This window comes from Dyadobacter sp. (genome assembly GCF_039919315.1).
In the GTDB taxonomy this organism is placed as follows: Bacteria; Bacteroidota; Bacteroidia; order Cytophagales; family Spirosomataceae; genus Dyadobacter.
Genome location: NZ_JBDSFX010000047.1, coordinates 1 through 25,599, shown reverse-complemented (window position 1 = coordinate 25,599; position 25,599 = coordinate 1). Strand labels below are relative to the sequence as shown.

General features: G+C 44.8%; 14 protein-coding genes. 7 read left to right on the top strand and 7 right to left on the bottom strand.

All coding sequences use genetic code 11. The annotated features are described in order from the left end of the window. Positions 1–17 precede the first annotated feature (17 nt). A complete protein-coding gene (locus ABIO93_RS12660) occupies positions 18–3,164 on the bottom strand; it encodes a TonB-dependent receptor (RefSeq protein ID WP_348068111.1) in 3,147 nt (1,048 codons plus the stop codon). Positions 3,165–3,526: 362 nt separating this feature from the next. Here ABIO93_RS12660 and ABIO93_RS12655 point away from each other — a divergent pair, with 362 nt between their 5' ends. The 5 genes from ABIO93_RS12655 to ABIO93_RS12635 all read left to right on the top strand — a co-directional run bounded on the left by ABIO93_RS12655 (position 3,527) and on the right by ABIO93_RS12635 (position 12,248). Then, a complete protein-coding gene (locus tag ABIO93_RS12655) occupies positions 3,527–7,636 on the top strand; it encodes a two-component regulator propeller domain-containing protein (RefSeq protein WP_348068109.1) in 4,110 nt (1,369 codons plus the stop codon). A 457-nt stretch (positions 7,637–8,093) separates the two neighbouring features. Further along, entirely contained in the window at positions 8,094–9,287 is a 1,194-nt protein-coding gene (locus tag ABIO93_RS12650; protein ID WP_348068107.1) for an acetate/propionate family kinase, read from the top strand. Positions 9,288–9,295: 8 nt separating this feature from the next. Continuing rightward, positions 9,296–11,704, top strand: a complete 2,409-nt coding sequence (locus ABIO93_RS12645) for a phosphoketolase family protein (protein WP_348068105.1) — start codon at positions 9,296–9,298, stop codon at positions 11,702–11,704. Positions 11,705–11,904: 200 nt separating this feature from the next. After that, entirely contained in the window at positions 11,905–12,039 is a 135-nt protein-coding gene (locus ABIO93_RS12640) for a hypothetical protein (protein WP_348068103.1), read from the top strand. Beyond that, positions 12,036–12,248 (top strand): hypothetical protein, encoded by a 213-nt coding sequence (locus ABIO93_RS12635; RefSeq protein ID WP_348068102.1) that lies wholly within the window; start codon positions 12,036–12,038, stop codon positions 12,246–12,248. Before ABIO93_RS12640 ends, ABIO93_RS12635 begins: the two co-directional genes overlap by 4 nt. A gap of 4 nt (positions 12,249–12,252) precedes the next feature. On the opposite strand, the gene ABIO93_RS12630 is transcribed toward ABIO93_RS12635, so the two are convergent. Beyond that, positions 12,253–12,798 carry a hypothetical protein gene (locus ABIO93_RS12630; RefSeq protein WP_348068100.1) on the bottom strand — a complete coding sequence of 182 codons (546 nt, stop codon included), beginning with the start codon at positions 12,796–12,798 and terminating at the stop codon, positions 12,253–12,255. Between the two features lie 262 nt (positions 12,799–13,060). Here ABIO93_RS12630 and ABIO93_RS12625 point away from each other — a divergent pair, with 262 nt between their 5' ends. Further along, on the top strand, positions 13,061–13,228 hold the full coding sequence (locus ABIO93_RS12625; protein WP_348068098.1) for a hypothetical protein: 168 nt from the start codon (positions 13,061–13,063) through the stop codon (positions 13,226–13,228). Positions 13,229–13,379: 151 nt separating this feature from the next. On the opposite strand, the gene ABIO93_RS12620 is transcribed toward ABIO93_RS12625, so the two are convergent. From ABIO93_RS12620 to ABIO93_RS12600, 5 genes are all read right to left on the bottom strand, one after another. Beyond that, a complete protein-coding gene (locus ABIO93_RS12620; RefSeq protein WP_348068096.1) occupies positions 13,380–15,626 on the bottom strand; it encodes an alpha-N-acetylglucosaminidase in 2,247 nt (748 codons plus the stop codon). A 109-nt stretch (positions 15,627–15,735) separates the two neighbouring features. Continuing rightward, complete coding sequence (locus ABIO93_RS12615; protein WP_348068094.1) at positions 15,736–17,346, bottom strand: RagB/SusD family nutrient uptake outer membrane protein; 1,611 nt, start codon at positions 17,344–17,346, stop codon at positions 15,736–15,738. 19 nt (positions 17,347–17,365) lie between these two features. Then, the gene (locus tag ABIO93_RS12610) at positions 17,366–20,722 is read right to left on the bottom strand and encodes a TonB-dependent receptor (RefSeq protein WP_348068092.1); all 3,357 of its coding nucleotides are present in this window, start codon (positions 20,720–20,722) and stop codon (positions 17,366–17,368) included. 164 nt (positions 20,723–20,886) lie between these two features. After that, positions 20,887–22,074 carry a FecR domain-containing protein gene (locus ABIO93_RS12605; RefSeq protein WP_348068090.1) on the bottom strand — a complete coding sequence of 396 codons (1,188 nt, stop codon included), beginning with the start codon at positions 22,072–22,074 and terminating at the stop codon, positions 20,887–20,889. Between the two features lie 233 nt (positions 22,075–22,307). Next, a complete protein-coding gene (locus ABIO93_RS12600; protein WP_348068088.1) occupies positions 22,308–22,901 on the bottom strand; it encodes an RNA polymerase sigma-70 factor in 594 nt (197 codons plus the stop codon). A gap of 736 nt (positions 22,902–23,637) precedes the next feature. Here ABIO93_RS12600 and ABIO93_RS12595 point away from each other — a divergent pair. Further along, on the top strand, positions 23,638–25,599 hold a 1,962-nt coding region (locus ABIO93_RS12595; protein WP_348068086.1), incomplete at its 3' end, for a hypothetical protein.

Sequence of the window (25,599 nt, the reverse complement as noted above, 5' to 3'; positions counted from 1 at the left end):
TGATAAAAGATTCAATGTCAAAATCCTACACTCAAACCCACTTGCAAGGTCCTGGGCTGTGGATACATTCCATAGTCAATCCCATTGATCAGTTGCGTTCCCGAATCGGTAGAGGATCCGTTCACCCCGATTTCAGGATCCAGTCCTGTGTACTTGGTGAAAGTCAGCAGGTTAGTCGCAGATATATAAAACCGCGCTTTCGTGATAGTTTCCTTGGTCAATGCCGAAAGGATCGTAGCTGGTATGGTGTAGCCGATGCTGATATTTTTAATCCGCATATAAGATCCGCTTTCAATAAAGCGATCGCTCGAACGACTGTTGTTGTTTGGATCGCCGCTTATTGCTCTTGGCACGTCTGTGCTGGTATTACTTGGCGTCCAAGCATTTAGCACATCCGTACCTGCATTGAACAGTCTCAACATACCTTGCTCGATCACTTTGGTTCCGTTATAGATCTTGTTGCCTTGAACGCCTTGCAGATATAACGTAAAATCGAGTCCTTTATAGTTTCCTCCCAGATTGGCCCCGTAGCTGAACTTTGGAATAAAGCTGCCGTTGTAAGCCCGGTCGGAAGCATCAATTTTACCATCGCCATTCAAATCCTTGAACTTAATATCACCTGGCGCGGCCTGATCCTGATATTTGGTTTTGTCATTCCCGTCTAATGCATTGGCCGCGTTGATCTCGGCCTGATTTTGGAAAATACCATCCACCTGCCATCCAAAGAAGGATTGAATCGGCTGCCCTGCTTCGGTTTTAGTTATATCAAAGCCTCCGAAATCCGAATTGGAACCTGAAAAGAGCGTAGCGCTCGGCGTAGCAAGGCTCAGGACTTTGTTTCTGGTTATATCCAGATTAGCAGATGCATTCCACTTGAAATCACCATCATTTTTGCTGTAACCCAGTTGGAATTCATACCCCCAGTTTTTCATGCTTCCAATGTTGGACAATGGTGAGGAGGAATAACCTACAGAATTGGGGATCGGTACCTGAAGTAATAGCCCGTCGGTATTTCTCTTATAGGTTTCGGCGGTGAATGTGACACTGTTATTGAATAAGGCCAGGTCGATTCCGAGGTTAGTCATGGTGGTACTTTCCCATTTCAGCTGTGTATTGGCCAGGGAACTGAAATACGAGCCAAGTACTTTGTTTCCGCCAAATACGTAGTTGCTGTTATCGGCCGAAACCAGTGACTGCCAGGCATAGCTTCCGATTCCATTGAAACCAGTTTGCCCGTAGCTGGCGCGGATTTTCAGTTCTGAGATCTGTGGAATCGATTTCAGGAATTCTTCCTCGCTAATTCGCCATCCCACCGACAGCGATGGAAAAGTCCCCCATTTGTTCCCTGGCGCAAAACGGGACGAACCGTCTCGGCGAATGGAGCCACTCAACAGGTATTTTCCTGCATATTCATAGTTCAAACGTCCTACATACGAAATCAGTGAGCTTTCGTCCAGTGAGCTCGTAGCGCTCGGGTTGGATACGCCTTGCAACTCATCGATGTCATTATTTGGCCTGTACCCTGACCCGTTCAGTGTATTGGCGCGGAAAGTTTGCTTGTCCACAATCGCCGTGACATTGAGCAGGTGCTTACCGAAAGTCTTTTCAAAAGTAAGTTGATTGGTCAGTACCGGCGAGAAATACGTGGTACGGCTGTCGCGGATCTCATATTGTGTGCGCGATTTGAAACCATCATTATAAATAGGGAACTGATTGGTGGTAGTGGCCGAAACTACATCCGCCCCAAAGCTGAACCGGTATTTCAGAAAGCTGGTGATTTTCACCTCGGCAAAAATAGATCCCAGCAATTTCAACCTTTGGTTTCGGGTAACATCCATCAGCGCAATACGGACCGGGTTGTCAGGATCACTTCCGTCGGCGGCTGTCGGAGAGCTGTAACCACCCGGTCTGGTTGGGTCGGTAACAGGCCAGTAAGGAAGGTTCCGGATCATTTGCATCACAGCCGTGCGGCCTCCGCCAAAACCCTGTTCTCCCCGAGATTTATCGTAAGATACTGTTAGGGTCTGGCCAATGCTCAGGAACTTGGTAACCTGGTGGTCGGAATTGAGGCGAACATTGGCGCGTTTGTAATTTGTCCCGATCATGATCCCTTCCTGGTCAAAATAACCGGCAGAAGTAAAGAAACGGGAAACAGTGTTGCCTCCGGAAACGGAGATCTGATGCTGTTGAATTGGCGCGCTGCGGAACATGACATCCTGCCAGTTGGTCTGTGTTTGCGCAAAAGTTTGTGCAGCTCCCTGATAAACAGGCTGGTTCAGGTCAGAAAGCCTGCCAGGCATTGCAATACCGGCATTTCCAAGCAAAGCAGTTGCATATTGAATGTATTGATCCGTGTTAAGGACATCGAGTTTTTTCCAGGCGGATTGTGTACCAAAATAGGTGTCCAGGTTAACATGCAGCTTACCGTCTTTCGATCCTTTTTTGGTTGTAATAATGATCACACCATTGGACGCCCTGGAACCGTAAATCGCTGCCGAGCTCGCATCCTTCAATACTTCCAGTGATTCAATGTCCTTCGGATCCAGGTTGTTCAGATCGCCTGCCGGGATCCCGTCGATCACATAAAGAGGCCCGGAAGCGTAGTTGATAGAACCTATACCCCTTATACGTACAATGGGGGTTTGGCCGGGGCTGCCATTATTGACTACCCGAACGCCAGGCACACGACCTTGCAGAGCCTGCTCCGCGCTGATGACGGGCAAGGCAGTGAGCTCCTTGGGTGAGACCGAAGAAACGGCCCCCGTCAGTGAGGACTTTTTCTGGGTACCGTAGCCGATGACGACTATTTCTTCCAAAGCCTGGTTCTCGGCGGCCAGTGCGATATCAATCCTGGTTTTTGTGCCCACGATGACCTCCTGCTTTTTGTAACCAATAAAGCTAAACACAAGCACACTGCTTTCAGAAGGGACACTCAGCGAATACTCCCCCTTGGTGTCAGTGGTGGTTCCAATACTGCTCCCTTTTAAAGTGACATTCACACCTGGCAGAACCTCTCCGTTATCAGCAGAAACCTTCCCTATTACCTGTTGGTCTGCCTTTTTACCGGCATGGACAACCTGTAATGGCAGCACCAGCAGCAAGCCGAGCGACCAGCTCAGCCAACTTTCCCTGAAAAGAGAAAGTACTTGTAGACAATTCTTCATAGATTCATAGTTAAATGTTAAAAAGACACTTATTAAAAAACTCAAAAAAAATTCATCCAATCCGATACGCATTTTACTGAATCGGTCCGCTCCTATTTAAATCGTCGCGAAACCTTTTCAGGCATATTCTGACAAACTTTTCAACGATTATTGTCAAAATGACAATATATTTTTCGACTGTGATGCTTCAGTAAGGTAATTGACATAAGCCCATCATTTTTCCGATAATATATTTAACTAATCGCCGAACAAATGTAGGTCAACCAGGGAGTTTGAAGTGAGAACATTTGTAAAAACTAATGTAACAAATGTTCAAAATGCGCTTGTTTCATAAAAAATTAAGTATAAAATTGGACAGTGCCATGCCAATCCCTCCCAAAATAATATTTTCTGCCCTAGTCATTCTGGTGTTTTGCTGGATCGCCCCTACTAGCCCGATCAGTGCCAAAGACGACTTGCTTAAGTTCACTTCGCTTACCTCCATGGATGGGTTATCGTCCAATACAGTGCACACCATTTTGAAAGACCGATACGGTTTACTTTGGTTTGGTACTGATGATGGGCTCAATAAGTATGATGGAACGGAATTCACGATTTATAAACACGACCAGGCAGATCCGTCAAGTCTACGGTCAAACGATATTTCCGCACTTCATGAAGACAAATTGGGGCAGATTTGGGTCGGTACAGTTCAGGGGTCTCTTCATTTATACAACCGCCGGAAAGACACCTTCATCCCTATTAATGCCAACGAAATTGTTTCAGCGATCACCAGTGATCACAAGGGTGAAATATGGGTTGCAGGCAATTCGGGGATGCTTATTGTGAATCCGGTAACACACAGGATAACGCGGTTCGACAAGCGTGCGGGCGTTCCCGCCCAGATTGCAAACGGACAGATCCTTAGTTTGTATGCAGACTCAAAGAAGCAAATGTGGATTGGTACCGAGAAAGGGCTGTACCGGTTTGATTTCAAAACCGGCCGCTTTTTGCATATCAACTATGAGCATGGTGCGCCAAACAGCGGTAGTTTTGTAAAAACCATCTCAGGTGACCAGCTCGGCCATATTTGGGTAGGCACATCCGACGGCCTGTATAAGCTTGCAGCAGACGGAAGCTGGATCCAGACCTACAGATATCAAGTAAACAATCAGAAAACAATCAGCAGCAATATGATTTATGCGATTGCCGCAGAAAATCATCAAAGACTCTGGATCTGCACAGATGGCGGACTGAACCTGATGGATATCAGTACCGGAAACGTGACCAGGTATGCTCCCGATGCACGAACCCCATTCAGCGTGACAAATAAATCAGTCCGTAGTATTCTTATCGACAAGCAGGGAATTTTCTGGCTGGGCACTTATAAGGGTGGGATCAATAAGTATGACAAAAACTTTACGATTTTCGGCCTCTATCGCTCGGATCCGCATGATCCACATAGTTTAAGCGCTCCATTTGTGACATCATTTGCAGAAAAAAAAGATGGAGACGTTTTTGTGGGCACCGACGGTGGCGGGTTAAACCTCTACCACAGGCAAACAAACCTGTTTACTCAAATTCCGGTTTATCCCAGAAACAAACTCGCCTCTTCCGGTCTGGCGATCATGTCGCTGGAAATGTCCTCTCCTGACCGGCTGTGGATAGGGACTTTTCAGGATGGGCTCTTTGCACTCAATCCAGCGAACGGTCATTATCAGCAGTTTACACAAGGCAATGCTGCATCCTCGTTGAATAACAACGACATTTTCTGTATGACAACCGATACGCAGGGAAGGTTATGGATTGGCACAAACGGAGGAGGGGTCAACCTGTTCGATCCGCGGACACAACAGTTTTCCAACTACTTCGACCCTACCATTCCCCTCCCACAGCGTGAGATTCCGCTCAATGGTTATATCAGGGCTATTCATCAGGATAAGAGCGGTAATATTTGGATCGCTTCGCATGGTACTGGCCTGGCGATCTATAATCCTGAGCTAAAAAAATCAATTCTGCTAGATAAGCAGAGCAGCAACCTGCCCGGCGGCGTTGTACTTTCTATTCATGAGGACAGCAATGGCAATATCTGGGTTGGTACCGGCGGGGAAGGACTGGCCAAGTTCAATAAAAAAACGCGCCGGTTCTCAGTTTTTAACCATAAGGAAGGCCTTGCTAACGGTGTCGTCCATCAAATTCTGGAAGATGCCCAGGGGCGTATTTGGGTCAGTACTAATCAGGGGATCAGTTATCTTGATCAGGCAACAAAAAGCTTCGTCAACTTTACGCAGCACAATGGGCTTCAAAACTACACTTTTGTGCTCGGGGCCGGCATCCGTACTCGGGACAATTTGTTGTTGTTTGGAGGCATTCAGGGTTTCAATTACCTGGACACCGGTACGCTCAGGCAGAATAATAATGATATGCCTGTCATTTTAAAGGAATTAAGAGCTGGCAATAAAATCATAACGCCGTCTGATTCTTTGATTATCAGCGAACACATCTCCATTGCAAAATCCATTCATCTGGATTACAAACAGAATTTCTCGATCTCCTACGCGGAGCTCAATTACTCTGATCCGATGCAGACGGTGTTTCGCTACCGTCTGGAAGGTCTGGACGGTGAATGGCACCAGGCTGGTTTTTCCAAAACCGCCAGCTACACCAACCTGAGTCCGGGCACCTACACATTCCAAGTCCAGGCCAGAAATTACAAAGGGATCTGGAATGAACCTGGTACGACAATTCAGGTTGTGGTTAGACCACCATTTTACATGACGATGTATGCGTACTTTTTTTATTTTTCGGCCTTTTTTGGCTTGTTATTCCTGAGCAGGCACAAGGGTATACAAAAACTTAAAAATAAATTCAGGCAGGAGCAACATGATAGGGAAATAGAGCGCCAACGGGAAGTAGATGAAATGAAGATCAAATTTCTCACCAACCTAAGCCACGAGCTCAGAACGCCTATTTCGCTGATCCTTGCGCCGCTGGATCATCTGCTGAACAGAACCTCAGTCGATAAAACCCAATATGTGGAGGGAATCAAGCGCAATGCAAAACGCCTGCTCAATCTGGTAGACCAATTGCTGGATTTCAAAAGCCTGCAAGAGCACGAATCGAAACTTGACAGTCAACCCGGTGAAATCGTCTCATTCATCAAGGAAACGGCTGAATCCTTCCGTTATCTGTCTCAAACCAACGGCATTGAATTCACAGTCGATAGCCAGCTTGATATCCTTTACATGGATTTCGATGCCAATAAGATCGAACGTGTCATCCTGAACTTGCTTTCCAATGCCTTTAAGCATACGCCCAAAGAAGGCCGGATCATGCTCTCCATATTTAAATCCGAAGAAAGCGATGCACAGCGTTGCGTTTACATACAGATATCGGATACCGGCATTGGAATCCCTTCTGACAAATATGAACTGATTTTTGAACGCTTTTTCCAGCATGACTCCCCGCCTGCTACATTGAACCAGGGAAGCGGGATCGGTCTGTCCATCGTAAAAGAATTTGTTCAGATGCACCACGGATACATCCGCGTCGAGAGCGAGCCGGGAAATGGAAGCATATTTACGGTCTGTCTGCCGTATCACAGCGCCGAAACTGCCGCTCCTTCACCCTCGACTATGCCCATGCGCGCGAATGTTACCGAATCCTCTGAACCCATAGCAAGCCAGCCATCAATTCCTGCGTTTCAATTGCAAAGCAACGGAACAGCTGACATCCTTATTATTGAAGACAATGAGGAATTCCGCTCGTATCTGAAAGAGAATCTGCAACCCTTCTACCGGGTCATTGAGGCATCAAATGGATTGGAAGGCTGGCAAAAAGCGCTCAGTCAACATCCTGAAATAGTTATCAGTGATATCACAATGCCTGAAATGGATGGCATCATGCTTAGTCAGAAAATCAAGTCTGATAAGCGTACTGCTCATATACCGGTGATACTGCTGACCGCATCGACGGGTGAGGAACAGGAACTTCGCGGCTTAAATTCAGGCGCCAACGACTATCTGACCAAGCCATTCAACTTTGACATTCTCAAAGCCAAAATCAATAATCTGCTTTTGCTGAACCGGCTTCTAAAAAACACATACACCAGGCACATTGATGTTACCCGACCCGAACCGCAAGTATTGTCTGGTAATCAGCAGTTGCTGACAAATATCCTGGCCTATATTGACAACAATATCGATAACAGCCCACAATTGGGTGTTGAAAAATTAAGTAAGCAACTGGGTATGAGCCGGGGAACGCTCTATAACAAGCTCCTTGAGATAACAGGGCAAACTCCTGTCGAATTTATCAGGACCATCAAGCTGGAAAAGGCAGCTATACTATTGGAAAAAAGTGACCTGAATGTCTCCCAGATTTCTTACTCCACGGGATTTGCCACGCCCAACTATTTTGCTAAATCGTTTAAAGCGAAGTTCAACATGCTTCCGTCGGAATATATGAATGCAAAGCGTAAATTGTCTATTTGAGTAGGCCATTGAAACGATCAAAGCGGGGTGACATTCACGGCAGATGACATTACATTCCATTCCTGAGGCAGACATGATCGCTGCAAGTACTTGATATCCAATCTTTGGAACTGATCTTGGCTGCCGGGATCTTTCCCATTATGGTGATACAAAAGGTTCGCATATTTTTCCCGGTCAAATAATACAGGTACTCCTTAACCTGTGATTGATGCAACTTGTAGCAGCGCATTTGTAACATTCTGCGCGCAAAATAGCCCCACCTTTATAGCTACTGTTTGCTGATGCTCATCGCTCATTACTTGAAAACATCAACAAAGCAATTACTAACGATCTCTCGTCATGAATAGCAGGCACAGAAAGGAAAATGAACCCGAAATCATCATCCCTGCACAGGCAAGGAATTCATTTTGTGCCAAAGAGCCATTCAAAATGATCTACACTGTGATAAAAAGCGGTTATGAGTGATTCCAATAACTGTATACTAACTATCAATGGCGGCTCATCAAGCATCCGGTTTGCTTTTTATCAGATAAATGCGGCTTTTACATTAATACTTACCGGAAAGCTTGCCAATATTGGCAGCAATACCACTAAACCGGTTCTGACCAATAATGTCTCAAAGGAACCAGAAACTGTTGAAGTTTATCAAAATACCTACGAGCACGCCGCTAACTTTTTGATTGAACGGCTGGAAGAGCGGCAGGAATTTTCGAACATTCTGGCCATTGGTCACAGGATTGTTCACGGCATGCAACATACAGAGCCGCAAGAAATAACCCCCGAATTACTCGTCTACCTCAAAGAGATCAGCCCGTATGATCCGGAGCATTTACCGGAAGAAATTAAACTGATCGAGCTTTTTAGTAAGCGTCATCCGGCATTAAAGCAGGTCGCCTGTTTTGATACATCGTTCCATGCCAGCATGCCCGCCGTCGCAAAACGATTGACCATTCCCCGTCAGTTTTACGAAAAAGGACTTCAACGTTATGGTTTTCATGGGCTTTCATACGCTTATCTCATGCAGGAACTTGAACGTTTGGCCGGTAAAGAAGCTGCAAATGGAAGAATCATTCTGGCACATCTTGGCAATGGAGCAAGTTTGGCGGCCGTGAGTAACGGGAAAAGTGTCGATACCAGTATGGGTTTCACTCCGGCGTCAGGCGTCATGATGGGAAGCCGCAGCGGAGACCTGGATCCGGGTGTGGCCTGGTATATGATGCGGTTTGAAAAGCTTAGTCCCAGGCAGTTTAGCCATCTGATCAACCACGAGTCCGGGCTTTTGGGTTTCTCTGAAACAAGTTCAGACATGCAGGAATTAATGACTATCGAGGACTCTGATGACCGTGCCGCCGAAGCGATCGAACTGTTCTGTTATCAGATCAAAAAATCGATTGGCTCATTTGCTGCCGTGCTGGGTGGAATTGATTTGCTCGTTTTTTCAGGAGGTATCGGAGAAAACATTCCACAGATCCGCAGCCGGATATGCCAGCATCTTGGCTTTCTAGGAATTGAATTGGATGATCATCGAAATCAGAAAAATGATCCCGTTATCTCATCAGAAATTGGCAAGGTGACCGTCCGGGTCATTGCTACCAACGAAGAATTAATGATTGCCAGGCTCGTAAGCCAGGTTATAAATCTCGCCATTTAACAATAAAAATGATGGAAATCGAAGAAACCGTTCTCGAAGTGAAAACTTTAACGCCTCAATTACTCCGAAAAATGAACGCCTATTGGGAGGCAGCCAACTATTTGTCAGTCGGCCAGATATACCTGTATGGCAATCCATTGCTGAAAGCAAAATTAACGTTAGACCACATTAAGCCACGCCTGCTGGGGCACTGGGGTACCACGCCGGGGCTAAATTTTATTTATGTTCATCTTAATCGTATCATTAAACAGTACGATCTGAATATCATTTACGTGGCCGGCCCGGGGCACGGTGGCCCCGGTCTGGTGGCTAATACTTATCTGGAAGGAACTTACAGTGAAGTTTACCCTAACATTTCAGAAGATGAAAACGGAATGCAGAAACTGTTTAAGCAGTTTTCATTTCCCGGTGGCATTCCCAGTCACGTAGCACCGGAAACACCGGGCTCCATTAACGAAGGTGGTGAACTTGGTTATTCACTTGTCCATGCATTTGGGGCAGTTTTTGATAATCCTTACCTGATCGCAGCATGTGTCATCGGAGATGGCGAAGCTGAAACCGGGGCACTGGCAGCCAGCTGGCATTCCAACAAATTCCTGAACCCTGTTCATGATGGGGCGGTACTCCCAATCCTGCACTTAAATGGTTATAAAATTGCCAATCCCACGATTTTGGCAAGGATACCAAAAGAAGAATTGGAACAGCTTTTCCGTGGATATGGGTACAAACCTTATTTTGTAGAAGGTGACGATCCGGATACCATGCACGAATTGCTGGCTTCAACATTGGATATCGTAATAGAAGAAATCCGCGAGATACAAAGTGAGGCGCGGGTTTATGGATATAAAAAACGCCCGGTTTGGCCGATGATTATTTTTCGCTCGCCAAAAGGATGGACGGGTCCTAAATTAGTCGACGGGCTTCCAATTGAAGGAACCTGGCGTGCGCATCAGGTTCCACTGGCAGAGCTGGCCACCAAGCCGGAACATGTTCAAATGCTCGAAGCCTGGATGAAAAGTTATAAACCCGAACTGCTTTTTGACGAGAACGGAAAACTAATCGCTGAACTCGCTGAACTGGCACCAAAAGGAAACAGGCGAATGGGCGCCAATCCAAGCGCCAACGGTGGCTCGCTCCTGGTGGACCTAAAAATGCCCGATTTCAGAGATCATGCAGTGGCAGTCCCTACCCCTGGAAATATCACGGCAGAAGCGACATTGGTCTTGGGTGGATTTCTCAGGGATGTGATGAAAACCAACTGGCATGAACGGAATTTCAGGATTTTCGGACCGGACGAAACGGCCTCCAACCGCCTTTCTCATCTGTTTGAGGTAACCGAAAGAACATCCACCGCTGAGATCGTTCCGGGTGATAATCATATTTCCCCTGATGGCCGGGTGATGGAAGTATTGAGTGAACATCTTTGTCAGGGATGGCTGGAAGGTTATTTGTTAACGGGTAGGCACGGACTATTTTCCTGCTACGAAGCCTTCATTCACATTGTAGATTCGATGTTCAATCAGCACGCAAAGTGGCTTCAAGTTACCCGGAACCTGCCATGGCGTAAGCCCATCGCATCGTTGAATTACCTGCTAACCTCGCATGTTTGGCGACAGGACCACAATGGAAACAGTCATCAGGATCCTGGTTTCCTGGATGTTGCGGCCAATAAAACAGCCGACATTGTCCGCATTTATCTGCCGCCGGATGCCAATACACTGCTTTCGGTAACAGACCATTGCCTGAGAAGCAGGGACTATATCAATGTGATCGTCGCCGGGAAGCAGCCCGAAATGCAGTGGCTGGATATGGATGCAGCGATCAAACATTGCACGGCCGGCCTGGGGATCTGGAAGTGGGCCAGTAATGATGAAGGCTTTGAACCCGATGTGGTGATGGCTTGCGCGGGAGATGTGCCCACGCTTGAAACGATTGCAGCCGTTCAAATTCTAAGGGAACATTTACCGGAATTGAAGGTGCGTGTGATTAATGTGGTGGATCTGATGAGCCTCCAACCTGAAAGCGAACATCCTCATGGATTGAATGATAAGGATTTCGACATTCTTTTCACCAAAGACAAACCCATCATCTTCGCATTCCACGGGTATCCCCTGCTGATCCACCGCCTCACCTACCGCCGTACCAATCACAAGAACCTGCATGTGCGCGGATATAAGGGCGAAGGGACAACCACGACACCTTTCGATATGGTTGTTCTTAATGATCTGGACCGGTTTCATCTGGTCAGCGATGTAATTGACCGGCTGCCAAACTTAGGCGCGAAAGGTGCTTATCTCAAACAATATCTCCGCGACAAGCTACTCGATCACAAAGCTTACATCAACATTCACGGCGAAGACATGCCCGAAATTTTGAATTGGACATGGAATTTGGATCAATCAACTTATCTGATTTAAAATGGGATCATGAGGAAAATACTTGTTGCGACCGTTTTCTAATGTACTTATTACATTGATGGCTGGCTATCCCTGACACTTGGAATGTACAGGATGTTCTTTCCTTCCGCCAAACAAGTCAGAAGAAATTTCTTCGCCAATATCATCTTTGGGGCATTATTTGTCGCTGTGTTTTTTTAACGGTCAAAGCTTATTTCTGATTGAAATGCATAGTTGCTACCTATTTAGCTGCCTTGGATGATCAGTATGGAAAAGCGGGGACGACACAGAGAGAGCAGTACGAAGAATTTGAAGCCTCCAATTTGGGAGATTTGAAACTGAGTGTGACGGTATGACAAAGAATGTTCTAAATGTTGCCCCTTTATTAGCTGACCATTTTGTGGATATCGAAATTGACGCAAATGCTTTTGAGGAAAATGAAAAATTGGTTACCGAGAATGCACATAGACTGGGATTCTATGCAACTGGGCGATATTTATCCGATCAATCACTCCGCTATGATTTATATGAGGAATATGAACAGCAAATCTTCACACAAGATTAATTCACTACCCGATGAGATAATTCGCCCTAGTCTTGTTTTGCTGGGACGGCACCCCTTTTTTCAGATCCTCCGGATGGCGTTCCCATATATATAAATGATTATGGTCTCTCTGCAGAAGATACAAGGCAATAGCCATAAACAGGGTCGCAGGAAATGCAGCATAAGATCCAATTGGCGATACGGCAAGGCAAAAAACAATTCCACCCCAACAACCTATTTTAAATAACTTGCCTTTTAAGGTCATCAATATTGCCAGCAACGCCTGGCCAGCTGCTATGATCAAAACCATAGGTGTCATGATAGCTTCAAAAGTGCCTAAAATGAATTTCTTATAGAGTGGAATCGAACTGTCTGCATAGTCCTGGTATACCCATGGTGAGTCAATGGCCATAGATGAATTGATCCAAAATGCCCACCCGAAGAGCAAAAGAAAAAATAGTCGCGTAAGCTTAGGATACCTCGTGCTTGCGAAAATCAAAAGAAATGCTAAAATATTAGCAATGATGTAAACACCCACTAGGAAATAGGGGCTGAAAGGGTAGAAATTCATAAAAATCTGTGTTGAAGTGTTATTCAAAGATCAAGTAGTCTGATTTTTGAATTGTGGTGCATGATCAGGACATAAAGGTCGGTAAACCAAAGGCCTAGTTACTTACACCAAAACAGATATTATTTATATCAATCACTGATTTTTCACGCATTCACAACAGAGCTTGCCTGTGATTCATGCAACTATTTGACTGCCTCTTGTAAAGTTCTGGTGTGGTTCCTTTTCACTTTTGGTGCATGATTTAGGCAAAACAGCTCAACAAATGAATAATCCATTCAACCCATTATTCGATGTGCCAGCCGCTTCTGATTTCACGGCTACACTGGCACAGGAAATACCTAAGCCATTGGCCAGTATCGATCTATTTCTCGAACTGCTAATTGCCGAGCCTATAGATGAAATCCCGCTTCCGCTCTACTTAAACACCTAACCAAAGGAATAACAGGTGCCCCCTCCCGCAAATAACCCCTGTTCAAGCATTCTGGTACACATTGTACACCAAATCAAGGGAGCACCCCATTGATTGCAGGTAAGGCTGGGACATCATTGAATTACCTTCGCAAAAATTGGAGTGCTAATGGTTACCTTTTGTATTCATTGCTAATTTGCCGGTGATATTTTGAATGCAATTTCACAGCGGTTGCTACGCTGTTTCCTTTTTCTAAAACCGGAAAAGATTTTTGCTCATTGACCCATGTCCACTCCCATTCAGAAATATTTTTTTCAAATGATTTGAAATCAGGTTCAGATCCACTCTCAAGTGACGAATCCAGCATGACAAAAAACTTCTCCCAGCGAACTTTATAGAAATCGCTCAATAATCCGCTCCATTGACGGTTCGAATATTCGTGCAAAGGACTGTCAGCACCTCCCCAAAGCGTAATCAAATCTCTCGCATTTCGTTCATACAAAGCCTTTTCCTCTGCATTTGTCCCCCATTTTCGCGCATCAGCTAGCCATGGCCCGAGCAAGAAATCTTTTCTGGTCGCCAACAATAAGTCCATGTCGTTGATCAGGTCAATAAATTCTTTGCAATGCTTTTTGAAAGCCATTTTGTCACCTTTTTTAAAAGCATCAACCCATTTCTCTTGGACAACCATAGCATAATTGGCAAGAACCTGCCGGGAAACATCCACGAGATCGTATCGAAACCCATCTGCTTTACTTCCTTTTTTAGCAGATTTAACAAACAACTCCCAGGCTGGCAAAAGCGCTTCCGGTGCGTAGTTCAGCTTCGTTCTCGTCCAGATCGTTGTTGAATACAGCGTTGGTCTACCGGTCACAATGGATTCCGCACCATCCCGAATTTCTTTGCCGTTATAAACTGTTTGTCTTAAAACCTGCCAAGCTTGATTAAGATCCGAATCGTCTTTTCCGTACCTGTTTCTTGCATACTTTTTAAGCCAGTCGTCCAGATCAATCGGTGTTGTCCGCCAGGTGTGATCCATCATCAGCTCATAGATGATAGGATTTTGCTCGATGGCTTCCATCGTTAAACCAATTCCTTCGAGTCGCTTTTTATGAGGATCGTTCCATGCCTGCGCAGGACCACTAGCAACGCCTTCCATCCTGCCAAACAGATTGACATTACCCCCAAAATTATTGAGCATGTTCCAAATCCATGGTTTGCCATAAAATGCACCGGTTCTTTTCCAAACAGGTTCAATTTCTGCTGCTAGGTCAAGCAAGATCATTTTATCATCAGGAACTGCTTTTAGCAAAGCTTCAATCTGAGGCGATTTCCAGAATTTCCGGTCACTGTAAAACAACCAACCCTGCATCACCCAAATTGCATCAGCATCAGCCAGCTTCATTCCGTCATAAATCCTTTCGCTCAGTTTTGACAAATATGCGGGGTCATCGGTTGGTGGCTCGTTTTCGTTAAAAGTATCAGCAGAATATAAATGGTCGGTACCGTAAAGTTCAGTTTGTTTATCTAGGAATTTCTTCCCAATTTCTGCAAAAAGCGGATCTTGCGAATCCAGAATGTAAGTATCACCAAAGCCGTTTGTCCAGTTCGTTGCTTTCAATTGTGCTTTTGGAAATTTCTTTTTGAACGCGGCCGGAACGTGGCCCGTAAAAGCCGGCAGCACCGGCTTCATCCCCAACTCACGTTCTCTTTTGACAATTTGTTGCTGTAATGTTTTATGACTTTCCATCCATGTCAAAGGCAACGGACCACCCCAGCCATCCAGATTTCCCATCCAGAACCAGCCAAAATAGGCAGGGCCACTGAAAAAATCTTTCAGATCATTTTCACTGAAACCCATGTCTCTATATACTTCCAGCCAGGTATATTCTTCGCCGGTAATGGCCAGTGGCATGTTGATCCCATGCAAAGCCATCCAGTCAATTTCCTTTTGCCAGCGCTCCCAGTCCCACCAGCTCATGCTGTAATTGAACGTACAGTAATTCAGGTTATAACGATAATTATATATCGTCGCTTTGCTGATTTTTAACGGAACGATTGGTAGTTTTTCAGGAAGAGATAAGTTTGTCCCGTTCCAGGTAATCTGGCAGTGCGCATATTCGGTCAGGTAATGGTAGAGCGCCGAAGCTACTGCAACACCACTCGACCCCCGAAGTACGACTTTACCATTTTTACTTTCAATCTCAAATTCGTCTTTCCCGGATTTTGAAGTTAATTCCTCTACTTCAAAACGTGATGCGTGGGCGGGAACGACCCTGCTTATCAGCGATTTTCCGGAACTAATGATGACCTGTGCTTTTGTTGTTTGCGACAGAACAATGAGGCAAAGAACAAGACAAAGCCGGTCGGCTTTCCCCAAAAATCGGAGGAATGAACAACCTTTTTGGGAGTTTCTCATTTTAAAATTATGGAATTAATGCCGCTCCGTTTAAATGGACGTGGAATGGAAAGCTGGTGTGAAGAAAAATATCTCCGTATCCGAAGTGAATACGGAGAACATGATTAGATCAATAACCTGGATTTTGCGCCAGTGCAGGATTCAAAAGCATTGCAGAATTCGGGATAGGGAAAATGCGTTTGTTAATGTCAGCATCTGTTTTATATCCCCATTTATTTTCAAATTTCCCGAAGCGGATCATATCGTTCCGATGCCACATTTCGGAAGCGAATTCGCGCGCTCTTTCTTCATAAATGGATTCAAGTGTTACACTTGCAAAGACTGTTGCCTGTCTGGCAGTTCTGATCGAGTTTACAAGAGATAATGCCGTTGCGCCCGAAGTACCAGATCCACCTCTTTGAATGGCCTCTGCTTTCATCAGAACTGCATCGGAATAGCGGAAAATAGGTACGTCGTTATTCTGGTTTCTGTTCAGAGAAGAAGCGTCCGGATGAAATTTGATATTGCGGTAACCCATGTTCCAGGCAAGCTCGTCATTGCCCACATCGAAAGATGCAACATCTTGTCTCAAAGTAACTTGCGGAGTAATATTGATCTGATATGTATATGGAGCGGAAGGATCCGAGCCTGTGTAAAACTGGTCATATCCTTTTTTAGTAGTCGTCACAGTTACTGGTTTCCCGTCATCATAGTACTGCAAACCTGTCAGCCATTCTTTGTTTCTGATGTCTTTCGCATCGTCGAAATATTTGTAAAATTCCGGTAAAGTACTCACCGCGGCGTCTGGCGTAAACGGCATCTTGAATTTCCCAACCATACCTCTTGGAATATCATAACGTGAATGCAGATTAGTTGCCCGGAAAGGAAAACTATTGGTTGCTGTCGCGTCGAAGGGAATGGCGAAAATGAATTCTTTCATGGCCGGACCATTATCCGGGTAAAACATTTTCAGATAGGAATTGGCTGGTTCAAGAGCAAATTTACCAGAATTGATGATTTCATCACATGCCGCAATACAATCTGCATAACGCGCGGTTCCCGTGTATACCTCAGCATTCAGGTACATCTTGGCAAGTAATGCATTTGCAAGATATTTTGTCGGACGGCCGTAGGTTGAAATGTCCACCACATCACTCAAATCCGGAAGTGCGGCTTTGATTTCTGTTTCAAGAAATGTGAAAACTTCCGCACGTTTAGCGTTTGGATGCGCACTGTAATCGCCGTAGGTGGTAATAATAGGCACATTACCAAAGCTATCCATCATCCAGAAGTAGGCAAGCGCACGAACCATTTTAAGTTCCGCCAGGCTCTGACTTTTAGACGTTCCGTCCGGCATATTGGCTTCCAGGATAGCAAGCGACTGGTTAACTGTGCCAATGATGGTGCTCAGCCAGGTCCAATTCCCTGTTACCGTGCTATGGTCTTTTGTCCAGGTATGTAAATGCAAATCTTTGAATTCAGCACCGTTATACCAGTTACCACCTTTGGCCGGAAAAATCGCCTCGTCAGTACTTAAAGTTTGTAAGTGAAAAAATTCAACAGAAATATTTCCGCGGAGTGCTACATAAGCAGGACCGGCCGCACTGACAAATTGTGACGCATCAGTAGGAAAAACATCCGGAGTCAGCTCAGAAGTTACGGGTACATCGAGGTCGTGACAGGAAACCATTGTTCCCATCAAAACTGCCGAAAAGATTGTTTTTATATATGACTTTTTCATGATATCTAAATTTTAAAAATCAGAATGATACATTCACTCCCAAAAGGAAAGTTCTTGTTTTAGGATAGAAATTGTTCGAATCCACACCAGGCGCAAGGCCTCCCTGATTTATTTCAGGATCCACACCCGTGTATTTGGTGATCACAAAAAGATTGTTGACCGAAGTATATACACGCAGGCTTTTCATACCGGAACCGATATTTTTGAAATTATAACCCAAAGTAGCATTATCAAATCTCAGATAACTTCCGCTTTCTACAAATCTGGAAGAGTACTGATATGAGTTGTAATCGGCCATGGATTCGCCTCCTGCATCAGCCAATATATTGGTGTATTGCGCAGTATTGGGTCTGAAAAGATCGGCGCGGGTTGCATTGAAAATCTTATTTCCAAAGGCACCACGAAGGAAAACATTCAGATCAAAGTTTTTGTAACGAAAGTTGTTCGACCAGCCCGCCAGCAATTTAGGCTGTGCATTTCCAATGTATTTGTAGTCAACACCGATTGAAGGAGTTGTGGTTAACTGCCCGTCCCCACCGACAAACTGTGAAACACCGTCTGCATTTTTTCCGGCATATTGCAGGGAGAAAAACTGACCAAGCGGTTTTCCGGCTTTCAGAATTTCCAGCGAATGACTAGACTGTCCCAAACCCTCAGGATAAGCAAGCAAAACGGAGTCACCACCTGCAAAAAGCGGATTGGAAAGACTAGTTACGGTGTTTTTGTTATGCGCAAGATTCAACCCTGTCGACCATTTGAAAGGCCCTTTATCAAAAACAATCGCATTTAAACTCAACTCAATACCTTTATTATTGATACTTCCACCATTGGTCGTGATTTTGCCGGTTGGTACCAGAATCGGGTCTACACTGTATGAATAAATCATACCGGTTGTGTTTTTATTGTACAATTCCAGCGTACCGCTCAGTCTTCCGTCTAACACGGCAAAGTCAATTCCCAGGTTACTGGTTGCTGTTTTTTCCCATTTCAAATCTGCATTAGCTGCCTGTGTCGGTCCAAGGGCGGCGGTAAGTGTTCCATTATAGTAGTAGGTACCTAAGCTTCCCGACAAAAACTGGGTCGTATAAGCCCCGAAACCAGTGGCGTTGCCAGTCACACCGTAGCTTCCACGCAGTTTAAGTTCATTGAACACTTTCTGACCAGCCATGAATCCTTCTTCGGTAATTCTCCATGCTGCTCCCACAGAAGGAAAATAGCCCCATTGATTATTTTTACCAAAAACGGAACTTCCATCTCTTCTCACAGAACCCTGCAAAAGATATTTGTTTTTGAAGTTGTAATTGAACCTTGCAAAATCAGATATCAAACGTGTTTGCTGATAAATTCCGTCCGCACCAAAACCAATCTGAAAACCTGAAACACCATAAGGATTGCTCAATGCCAGATTGTTATAGCTGATATTGTCCACCGGCAAATTGCTTGTCGTTACCTGAAAACCTTCGCCGATGATGTAATCCTGCCACGAATAACCCACCACCGCATTGAGCGAATGATCACCAAATTCCTTGTTCCAGGTCAGGAATGTTTCAAGAATTTTGCTTGAATTTCGGTATGAACTTCTGTTTGCCTGGCCGTTGGCGCCAAACGATTGTTGGGTATGGTATCCTAATCCAGGTTCTGGATTATCATACATATTGTTGTAATGGTCAGTAAAGTATTTGTTATAGTAAGTGCCTCCAAGTGAGGTCGTATTAAGATAAGATAAATTTAGATTATAAATAAAACCAAACGGCAACTTCACTTCGGTCGTAAAACTTCCTGTCAGGTTGTTTGTTTTTGTGCTGTTCTCACTGTTATTGATCATCGAAACCGGGTTATAATAATCGGTATGATCAAGATTTTCAAAGTAACTGCCATCGCCATTTCTAACGGGAGACACCGGCAAATAAAGAGCGGATTGAAGCAGAACAGTGTTACGAAAAGGGATATCCTTGGCTATACTATTTGAGTTGGTAACCGTCAATCCGAACTTAATTTTATCCTTGAATGCGTATTGCTGAAGAGATAAACGCCCAATGAAACGTTTCAAAGCGCTGTTCAGCAAAATACCTTCCTTGTTCACATAATTCAAACTTGCGCTATAAGTGCTATGATCGGTTCCGCCACTGAATGAAATGTTGTGATTTGTAGAAATCGCAGTTTTCCTTTGAACCTCAGACTGCCAGTCCGTATCAGCTCCAAGGTCGTCCTTAGGAGCCAGACCAACGCCATTGTTGTCCAAAAACGTGCGCAGCTGAGCACCAGACATCATATCTAGTTTGTTGGAAACCTTTTCGATTCCGACAAAGCCGTTGTAAGTAATTTTCGACTCTCCCTTTTTACCTTTTTTAGTCGTCACCATAATGACTCCATTCGCTGCACGATTCCCATAAATTGCTGTGGCGGCTGCGTCTTTTAGAATGTCGATCGAAGCGATATCATCTGGTGCAATGGTTGCAATGTCAGCGCCCGGCACATTGTCGATCACGTAAAATGGCCCCTGTGAACTGTTGATAGTAGACGCTCCGCGAAGCACAACTGCGGCTGGTTTATTTGGATCGCCACTGGCTGTAATATTTAAACCTGGGACTTTTCCCTGCAGAAGCTGCCCCACATCAGTGATCGCTCCTTTGTTCATTTCTTCCGCCTTTACCGTGCTTACAGCACTTGTAAGCGTTTTCCGTGATTGCGTTCCGTAACCGATAACCGCAACTTCGCCCAAAGTTGTATTACTTTCTGAGAGAGAAACTGAAATGTTACTTTGCTTCCCTACGATCACTTCTTTTGTATTGAACCCGATGTAGGAAAAAACGAGCACGTCAGTATCATTTGCGTTCACTGAGAAGTTCCCGTCCGTGTCGGTTGTGGTTCCCAGCTTACTTGCTTTCACGATAACCGTCACACCGATGAGCGGTTTTCCATCTGCCCCAAGCACCTGACCTTTAATGATTTCAAGTATCTGTTTAATAGGAGCAATGATCTTGTATTGCTTCTTGGCTTTCAATACCACCGTTTGATCTACAATGGAATAATCAACCTGCTGATTTTGCAAAACTTTTGAAAGAGCATCTTCCAGATTGCTGTCTTTGATGGAAACAGTAATCTTTTCGGCTTTCGAGATCAACTCCGTTTTATACCAAAAAGAATAACCGCTTTGCCTTTCAATATCTTTAAGGACTCTTTCCAGAGATGCATTTTGGGCAACCAGCGTAATTTTTTGCGCTGAACTGTTCGCGCTAACCTGCATACAAAAAGCCAGGCAAAAAATAAAGATCAGTTTCATTACCAAAAATGTTTTGGTGGTCAGAAGGTTTCGGTACCTGTCGCCTATATACGACAGCCCTCCCCTCTTTTGGATAAAAGAGTTGTGATTCATACTTTTGTTTTGAGTTGGTACTAAACGATTCGAGATAATTGTTAAGTAATGCTGGCTCTTCCGGGCGGGAGCGGTTGCAACGTTCCCGTTCTTTTTTGTTTTAGAGACAACACCTGTTTTTGAAATTTGTCTGGTGTTTATTTGGTCATAAGCGCTGGCTTGGTTTACGGGGTTACAATGATTGACTTTCCTTCTATTCTAAATTTGACGCCGCTAAGCGACAGTATTTTAAAAACTTTTGAAACATTGCCGTTGCGTGGCAGCCTTCCGGTAAAAGTTTCTTTCCCAGGATTTCCTTCATAAATCACTTCCACATCGTACCATCTCGAAATCTGCCGCATAATATTTCCCAGATTGTCATCCTGAAACTGAAAGTATCCGTTTTTCCAGGCCATTTCTTTATCTGTATCCACATCGTCGATTACACGAATGTTATCTGATGCCGTCTTGATACGCGCCTGTTGTCCTGGGGTTAACATGGCCGATTTTCCCGCCCTGCTCACTTTCACAGAACCTTCCAGCAAAGTCGTTTTCAGTACTTTTTCATCCGAATAGGCCATTACATTAAAGTGCGTTCCTAATACTGCAATGTCAGTATCATTGGCTTTCACTATAAATGGCATCTTCTCATTGTGGGCTACTTCAAAATAAACCTCACCAGTAATTTCCACTTTTCTTTCCTTTCCTTTAAACGCAGTTGGAAATCGCAGACTGGAAGCAGCATTAAGCCATACTTTGGAGCCATCAGGCAAAACAATGTGATATTGTCCTCCCTTGGGCGTAGCAACAGTATTGAATACGATCGCCTCGTCCGTGTTTCCAGAAGCATTGTAAACCAGTTCTCCCTTTTTAGATTTAGTAACATTCGTACTTCCCTGGCTAACCAGATTGCCATTTTTCGCACTATCAAGAACAATGCTGGAACCATCGCCAAGCGTAAGTATTGCCTTATTTCCGCCAGGAGGAATGTCCGCAAGGTGCACTTCCGGTACAGATTGTTGTGCAATCGGACTGTCATCCTTTCCATACCACCAGTATAAACCCAGCGATAGGATCAAAACTGCGGCTGCTGCAATCCTTGGCCAGAGATAGCGTGTGGATCTATCTTCTTCAAATGTTTCTTCGCTCAGCGTGTCATGGGTTGAAGGAATGATTACGTTCAAAATCCTGTCCGCCATCTGGGCAGGCATTTGCGTATCGCTTTCAAAATTCTCCCATTCTTTTTCCAGCGCCTCTGACAATGCTTGGTCCGGATTTTGGTCTATCCATAGCGCAAGTTCTTGCCTTTCAGCTTTGCTGCATTTTCCCTCGAAATACTTGGCTGTCAGATATTTTACTCTTTCTGTATACATATTAAATACTTGACATCTTCCTTTGCACTTATTTTCTGTTCTGCTATCCAGGAATTTGGCAGATGTTTTTGACATCAAATCCGCCTTTCACCAAATAAAAGACAAATGGGAATCGCTCAGGAACTAGTCGAACTCACAAAAAATGAATTTTTTTTTGAGAAAGTCCTCAAACGGGCTGTAATGGGTGTTTTCTCACCATAAAATATTTTCAAAAATTGCACTTCGAAAAAATTCTATTTTTTAAAGCTGGCTGTCAGTGCCAAAATGAGAAAGATTTCGGAATGACGAATGAGGTGCGTACGTATCGTCGACATTGCCTGAACAATGTGATTTCTGACGGTATGAGGGGAAATTTTAAGCAAAGCCGCAATCTCTTCATGACTCCTGCCCTCATGGCGGCTAAGATGGTATATTGCTTTTTGCTGCGCAGGCAGTTTGTCAATAATCTCAGCTAGTATTTTTTCGGTCTCTTGCAGCGCGATGAAATCCTCTGTTTGATTATGGGTCGGATCCGCCTGAAACATTTCAGAAATGATCAGCGTTTCATGTGCCATTCGCCGGAAATGATTGATCGCATGATTTTTTGACATTCGAAAAATATAGTTTCCAAAATTTTCAATGCCGGTAAGAGACTCATGTTCATTCCACAACTTCAAAAAAACATCCTGCACAATATCTTCTGCAAGCATTTGCGATTCTGTCAGAGCTAATAAGTATGAGAAAAGCTTGTGCTTGTGTAAATGGAAAAGCGAAGAAAAAGCAACTACGTCGCCCGCAGATGCAAGTACTAACAATGCTTTCTCAGTATTTCCTGTTGGCTCTACCACGGCAAGGAGAGAATATAGAACTAACGTTCAGTCAAAAAAACAATATTTTATTTTAAATAATCATCAAAACTAGAAATAAAATTTTATAAAAGCCTAGTTCCAAAACAACAATATTCCTTTGAGAACATTTGACATGGATGGTTAAAATTCGCCATTCAATCGCCGGAGATGCTACCGGAAGTTTCCCTTCCGAAAATATCTTTTCCTAAGACCTGTATTGAAATGCTCTCATTATTTTAAAGTTTTAAGTCGATAATCAATGTAGCATTGCTTGCCCGGAGCATGTAACGTGCAGCAGTCAGCATTGAACTGGCAATTCTACACGGCCAAACGGAAACGAATAGCCCTATACGTCTTACTGACAACGATCAGCTTAGCGAAAAAGCGAATGTTAAGTCTTTGAGAAGTCACTGACGCAGATACCACATACCCCGGGCAAAGGGCCACGAACTGGACGCCGGTTTAATGTCTTCCAATCTGTACAAGGAGAAAGAACTCGAAGTAGGCAATATTTTTTAAAAATATCAGAATGGCAGGTGCGCTCTATCGGTCTCTGCAAGCTATCCTGCCATGTTTACCTTTTGTATACCCTCATTTCAAGGTCATTGACCTTTTGTGTACCCCCAAAAATTGTTGCCTCCATTTATCCGCCCTAGGTTTGCATTGCCTTCCTGAACAGACATTTCATTTTGTTCCGGGAGAGCAGTTCAGCCATTATTTCAAATTACTATTAGTCATGAAAAGAATCATTACCACCAGACCATTCCATTATTTCATTCACACACTGACATTTGTTTTCTTATTATTAAAAATCCTCACTGCGGATGCTCAAACTCAATGGGCGGGCCTGACGCTGAGCCCTGAGCAACAGCTTAATGATGTGGCATTTGGAGGGGGCATATATGTTTCAGTGGGTGAAAATAGTATCATCCGCACTTCAAAAGACGGTGCAACCTGGAAAACGGCTATATCCGGCCTGCCCGTCGGTGTCACATTATACAGTGTTGTTTTTGCCAATAACCTGTTTGTTGCGGTCGGCAGTAAGGGTTCGATCGTCACTTCACCGGATGGGATTTGGTGGACCGAAAAAAAGCTGTTTACAGCACAGATACTCAAAGGTATAGCCTATGGTTACGGAACATTCGTAATCGTAGGCTCAGAAGGCGCATTACTGACATCGCCAGACGGCCTAAACTGGACAAAGCGCCCAAATGGCCTGGATAATCTGAATGATGTTGCCTATGTGAATTACGGTTTTATTGCTGTGGGATCGAATGGATTGATCAAAACATCTTCTGGACCTGGCGTAGACTGGTCAGTGCGGGGATCGGGCACCCTTAACGAATTGCGGGCCGTGAAAGGTGGGCTTAACGGAAGTTCTGTGATCGTAGGTGACAAGGGAACCATCTTGCATTCAAAGAACAGTACCTACTGGACATCCATTCCAAACCAGGACAAAACATTATCGCTGAGTGGTATCGAATGCAATCCGTCGAACGGCCGTTTCGTGGCCGTTTGCTCTAACAAAACTGTGGCGTTAGTATCGCCCGATGGACTTAGCTGGGGTGACGCACCCAAGCCAACCGGATCGGCCTGGTATTTCAACCGCATCCGATATTTACAAAATTCATTTCTGGCCGTCGGAGGCAAGGGAACGTTGCGTTCATCGTATAACAACGGCTATTCCTGGTCTTCAACAACCACCAATTTCAGGACTATACAGCTGAACGGCCTGGCCTATGGAAACGGGACTTATGTAGCGGTTGGAAATGCGGCGCTGGACAATGGAGACACGGGGCTGGGAAATACAAACCTCGCTATTGCTTCCAGAGACGGGGTGAATTATTCGGTCGGGGAAACGGTCAAGCTGGTGGGTGGCGCAAAATCCATTCATGATGTTGCTTTCGGAAACGATTTATTTGTAGCCGTTGGGGCCGATGCATTGATCCAGACTTCGACGGATGGGAAAGACTGGACTTATCGCCAGGTCGAATTTGGACAACAACTTAACGGCGTCACATTTGGCAATGGAAGGTTCGTGGCAGTGGGCCTTCATGGCCGTATTCTCTGGTCTTATGATGGAAAGGATTGGCATAAATCAACCAACACGGCCCTTTACTCATTCGATAAGGTGGCCTATGCCAACGGATTGTTCGTGGTCGTCGGAAACTACGGTCTTCTTGGAACTTCGCCCGATGGCAGTACCTGGACGTACCAGTATAGCGGCACAACGAATCACCTCAGAGGAGCGGCATATGGAAACGGTAAATGGATTTTGGTTGGATACAACAATACCATGCTCACTTCTACCAACGGCATCAAGTGGACACCGCTAACCCCGAATATCAGCATAGGCAACAGTGATTATACAGATATCATTTTCGCCCACAATCAGTTTGTGACAACGGGAACCAACGGTAAGATAGTCAGGTATATATCAAACTCAACGTGGTCAAATCCATCATCATCCACTTATAAACACCTTAATACCATTCTTTGCGCGCAGGGACGGTATGTCGCGGGTGGAAATGGCGGAACTTTGCTGATATCGAATGACTATCTTTTTGAACCTGATATGCCGGTTACGGGATGGGAGGAAGCAGCACCTTGCGGCGGCTGCCGCACGGCCTTGCAGGAAGGTGTAGCGGAGGAAGATGAAACCCCGAAAGTTGCATTCGGTGCTACTACCTACCCTAAT

Excerpts from the sequence above, each read along its gene's own strand:
- ABIO93_RS12645 (WP_348068105.1), top strand. The coding sequence starts at position 9,296 with ATGATGGAAATCGAAGAAACCGTTCTCGAAGTGAAAACTTTAACGCCT.
- ABIO93_RS12660 (WP_348068111.1), bottom strand. The coding sequence starts at position 3,164 with ATGAAGAATTGTCTACAAGTACTTTCTCTTTTCAGGGAAAGTTGGCTG.
- ABIO93_RS12625 (WP_348068098.1), top strand. The coding sequence starts at position 13,061 with ATGAATAATCCATTCAACCCATTATTCGATGTGCCAGCCGCTTCTGAT.
- ABIO93_RS12620 (WP_348068096.1), bottom strand. The coding sequence starts at position 15,626 with ATGAGAAACTCCCAAAAAGGTTGTTCATTCCTCCGATTTTTGGGGAAA.
- ABIO93_RS12615 (WP_348068094.1), bottom strand. The coding sequence starts at position 17,346 with ATGAAAAAGTCATATATAAAAACAATCTTTTCGGCAGTTTTGATGGGA.
- ABIO93_RS12610 (WP_348068092.1), bottom strand. The coding sequence starts at position 20,722 with ATGAATCACAACTCTTTTATCCAAAAGAGGGGAGGGCTGTCGTATATA.
- ABIO93_RS12635 (WP_348068102.1), top strand. The coding sequence starts at position 12,036 with ATGACAAAGAATGTTCTAAATGTTGCCCCTTTATTAGCTGACCATTTT.
- ABIO93_RS12655 (WP_348068109.1), top strand. The coding sequence starts at position 3,527 with ATGCCAATCCCTCCCAAAATAATATTTTCTGCCCTAGTCATTCTGGTG.
- ABIO93_RS12630 (WP_348068100.1), bottom strand. The coding sequence starts at position 12,798 with ATGAATTTCTACCCTTTCAGCCCCTATTTCCTAGTGGGTGTTTACATC.
- ABIO93_RS12605 (WP_348068090.1), bottom strand. The coding sequence starts at position 22,074 with ATGTATACAGAAAGAGTAAAATATCTGACAGCCAAGTATTTCGAGGGA.
- ABIO93_RS12650 (WP_348068107.1), top strand. The coding sequence starts at position 8,094 with ATGAGTGATTCCAATAACTGTATACTAACTATCAATGGCGGCTCATCA.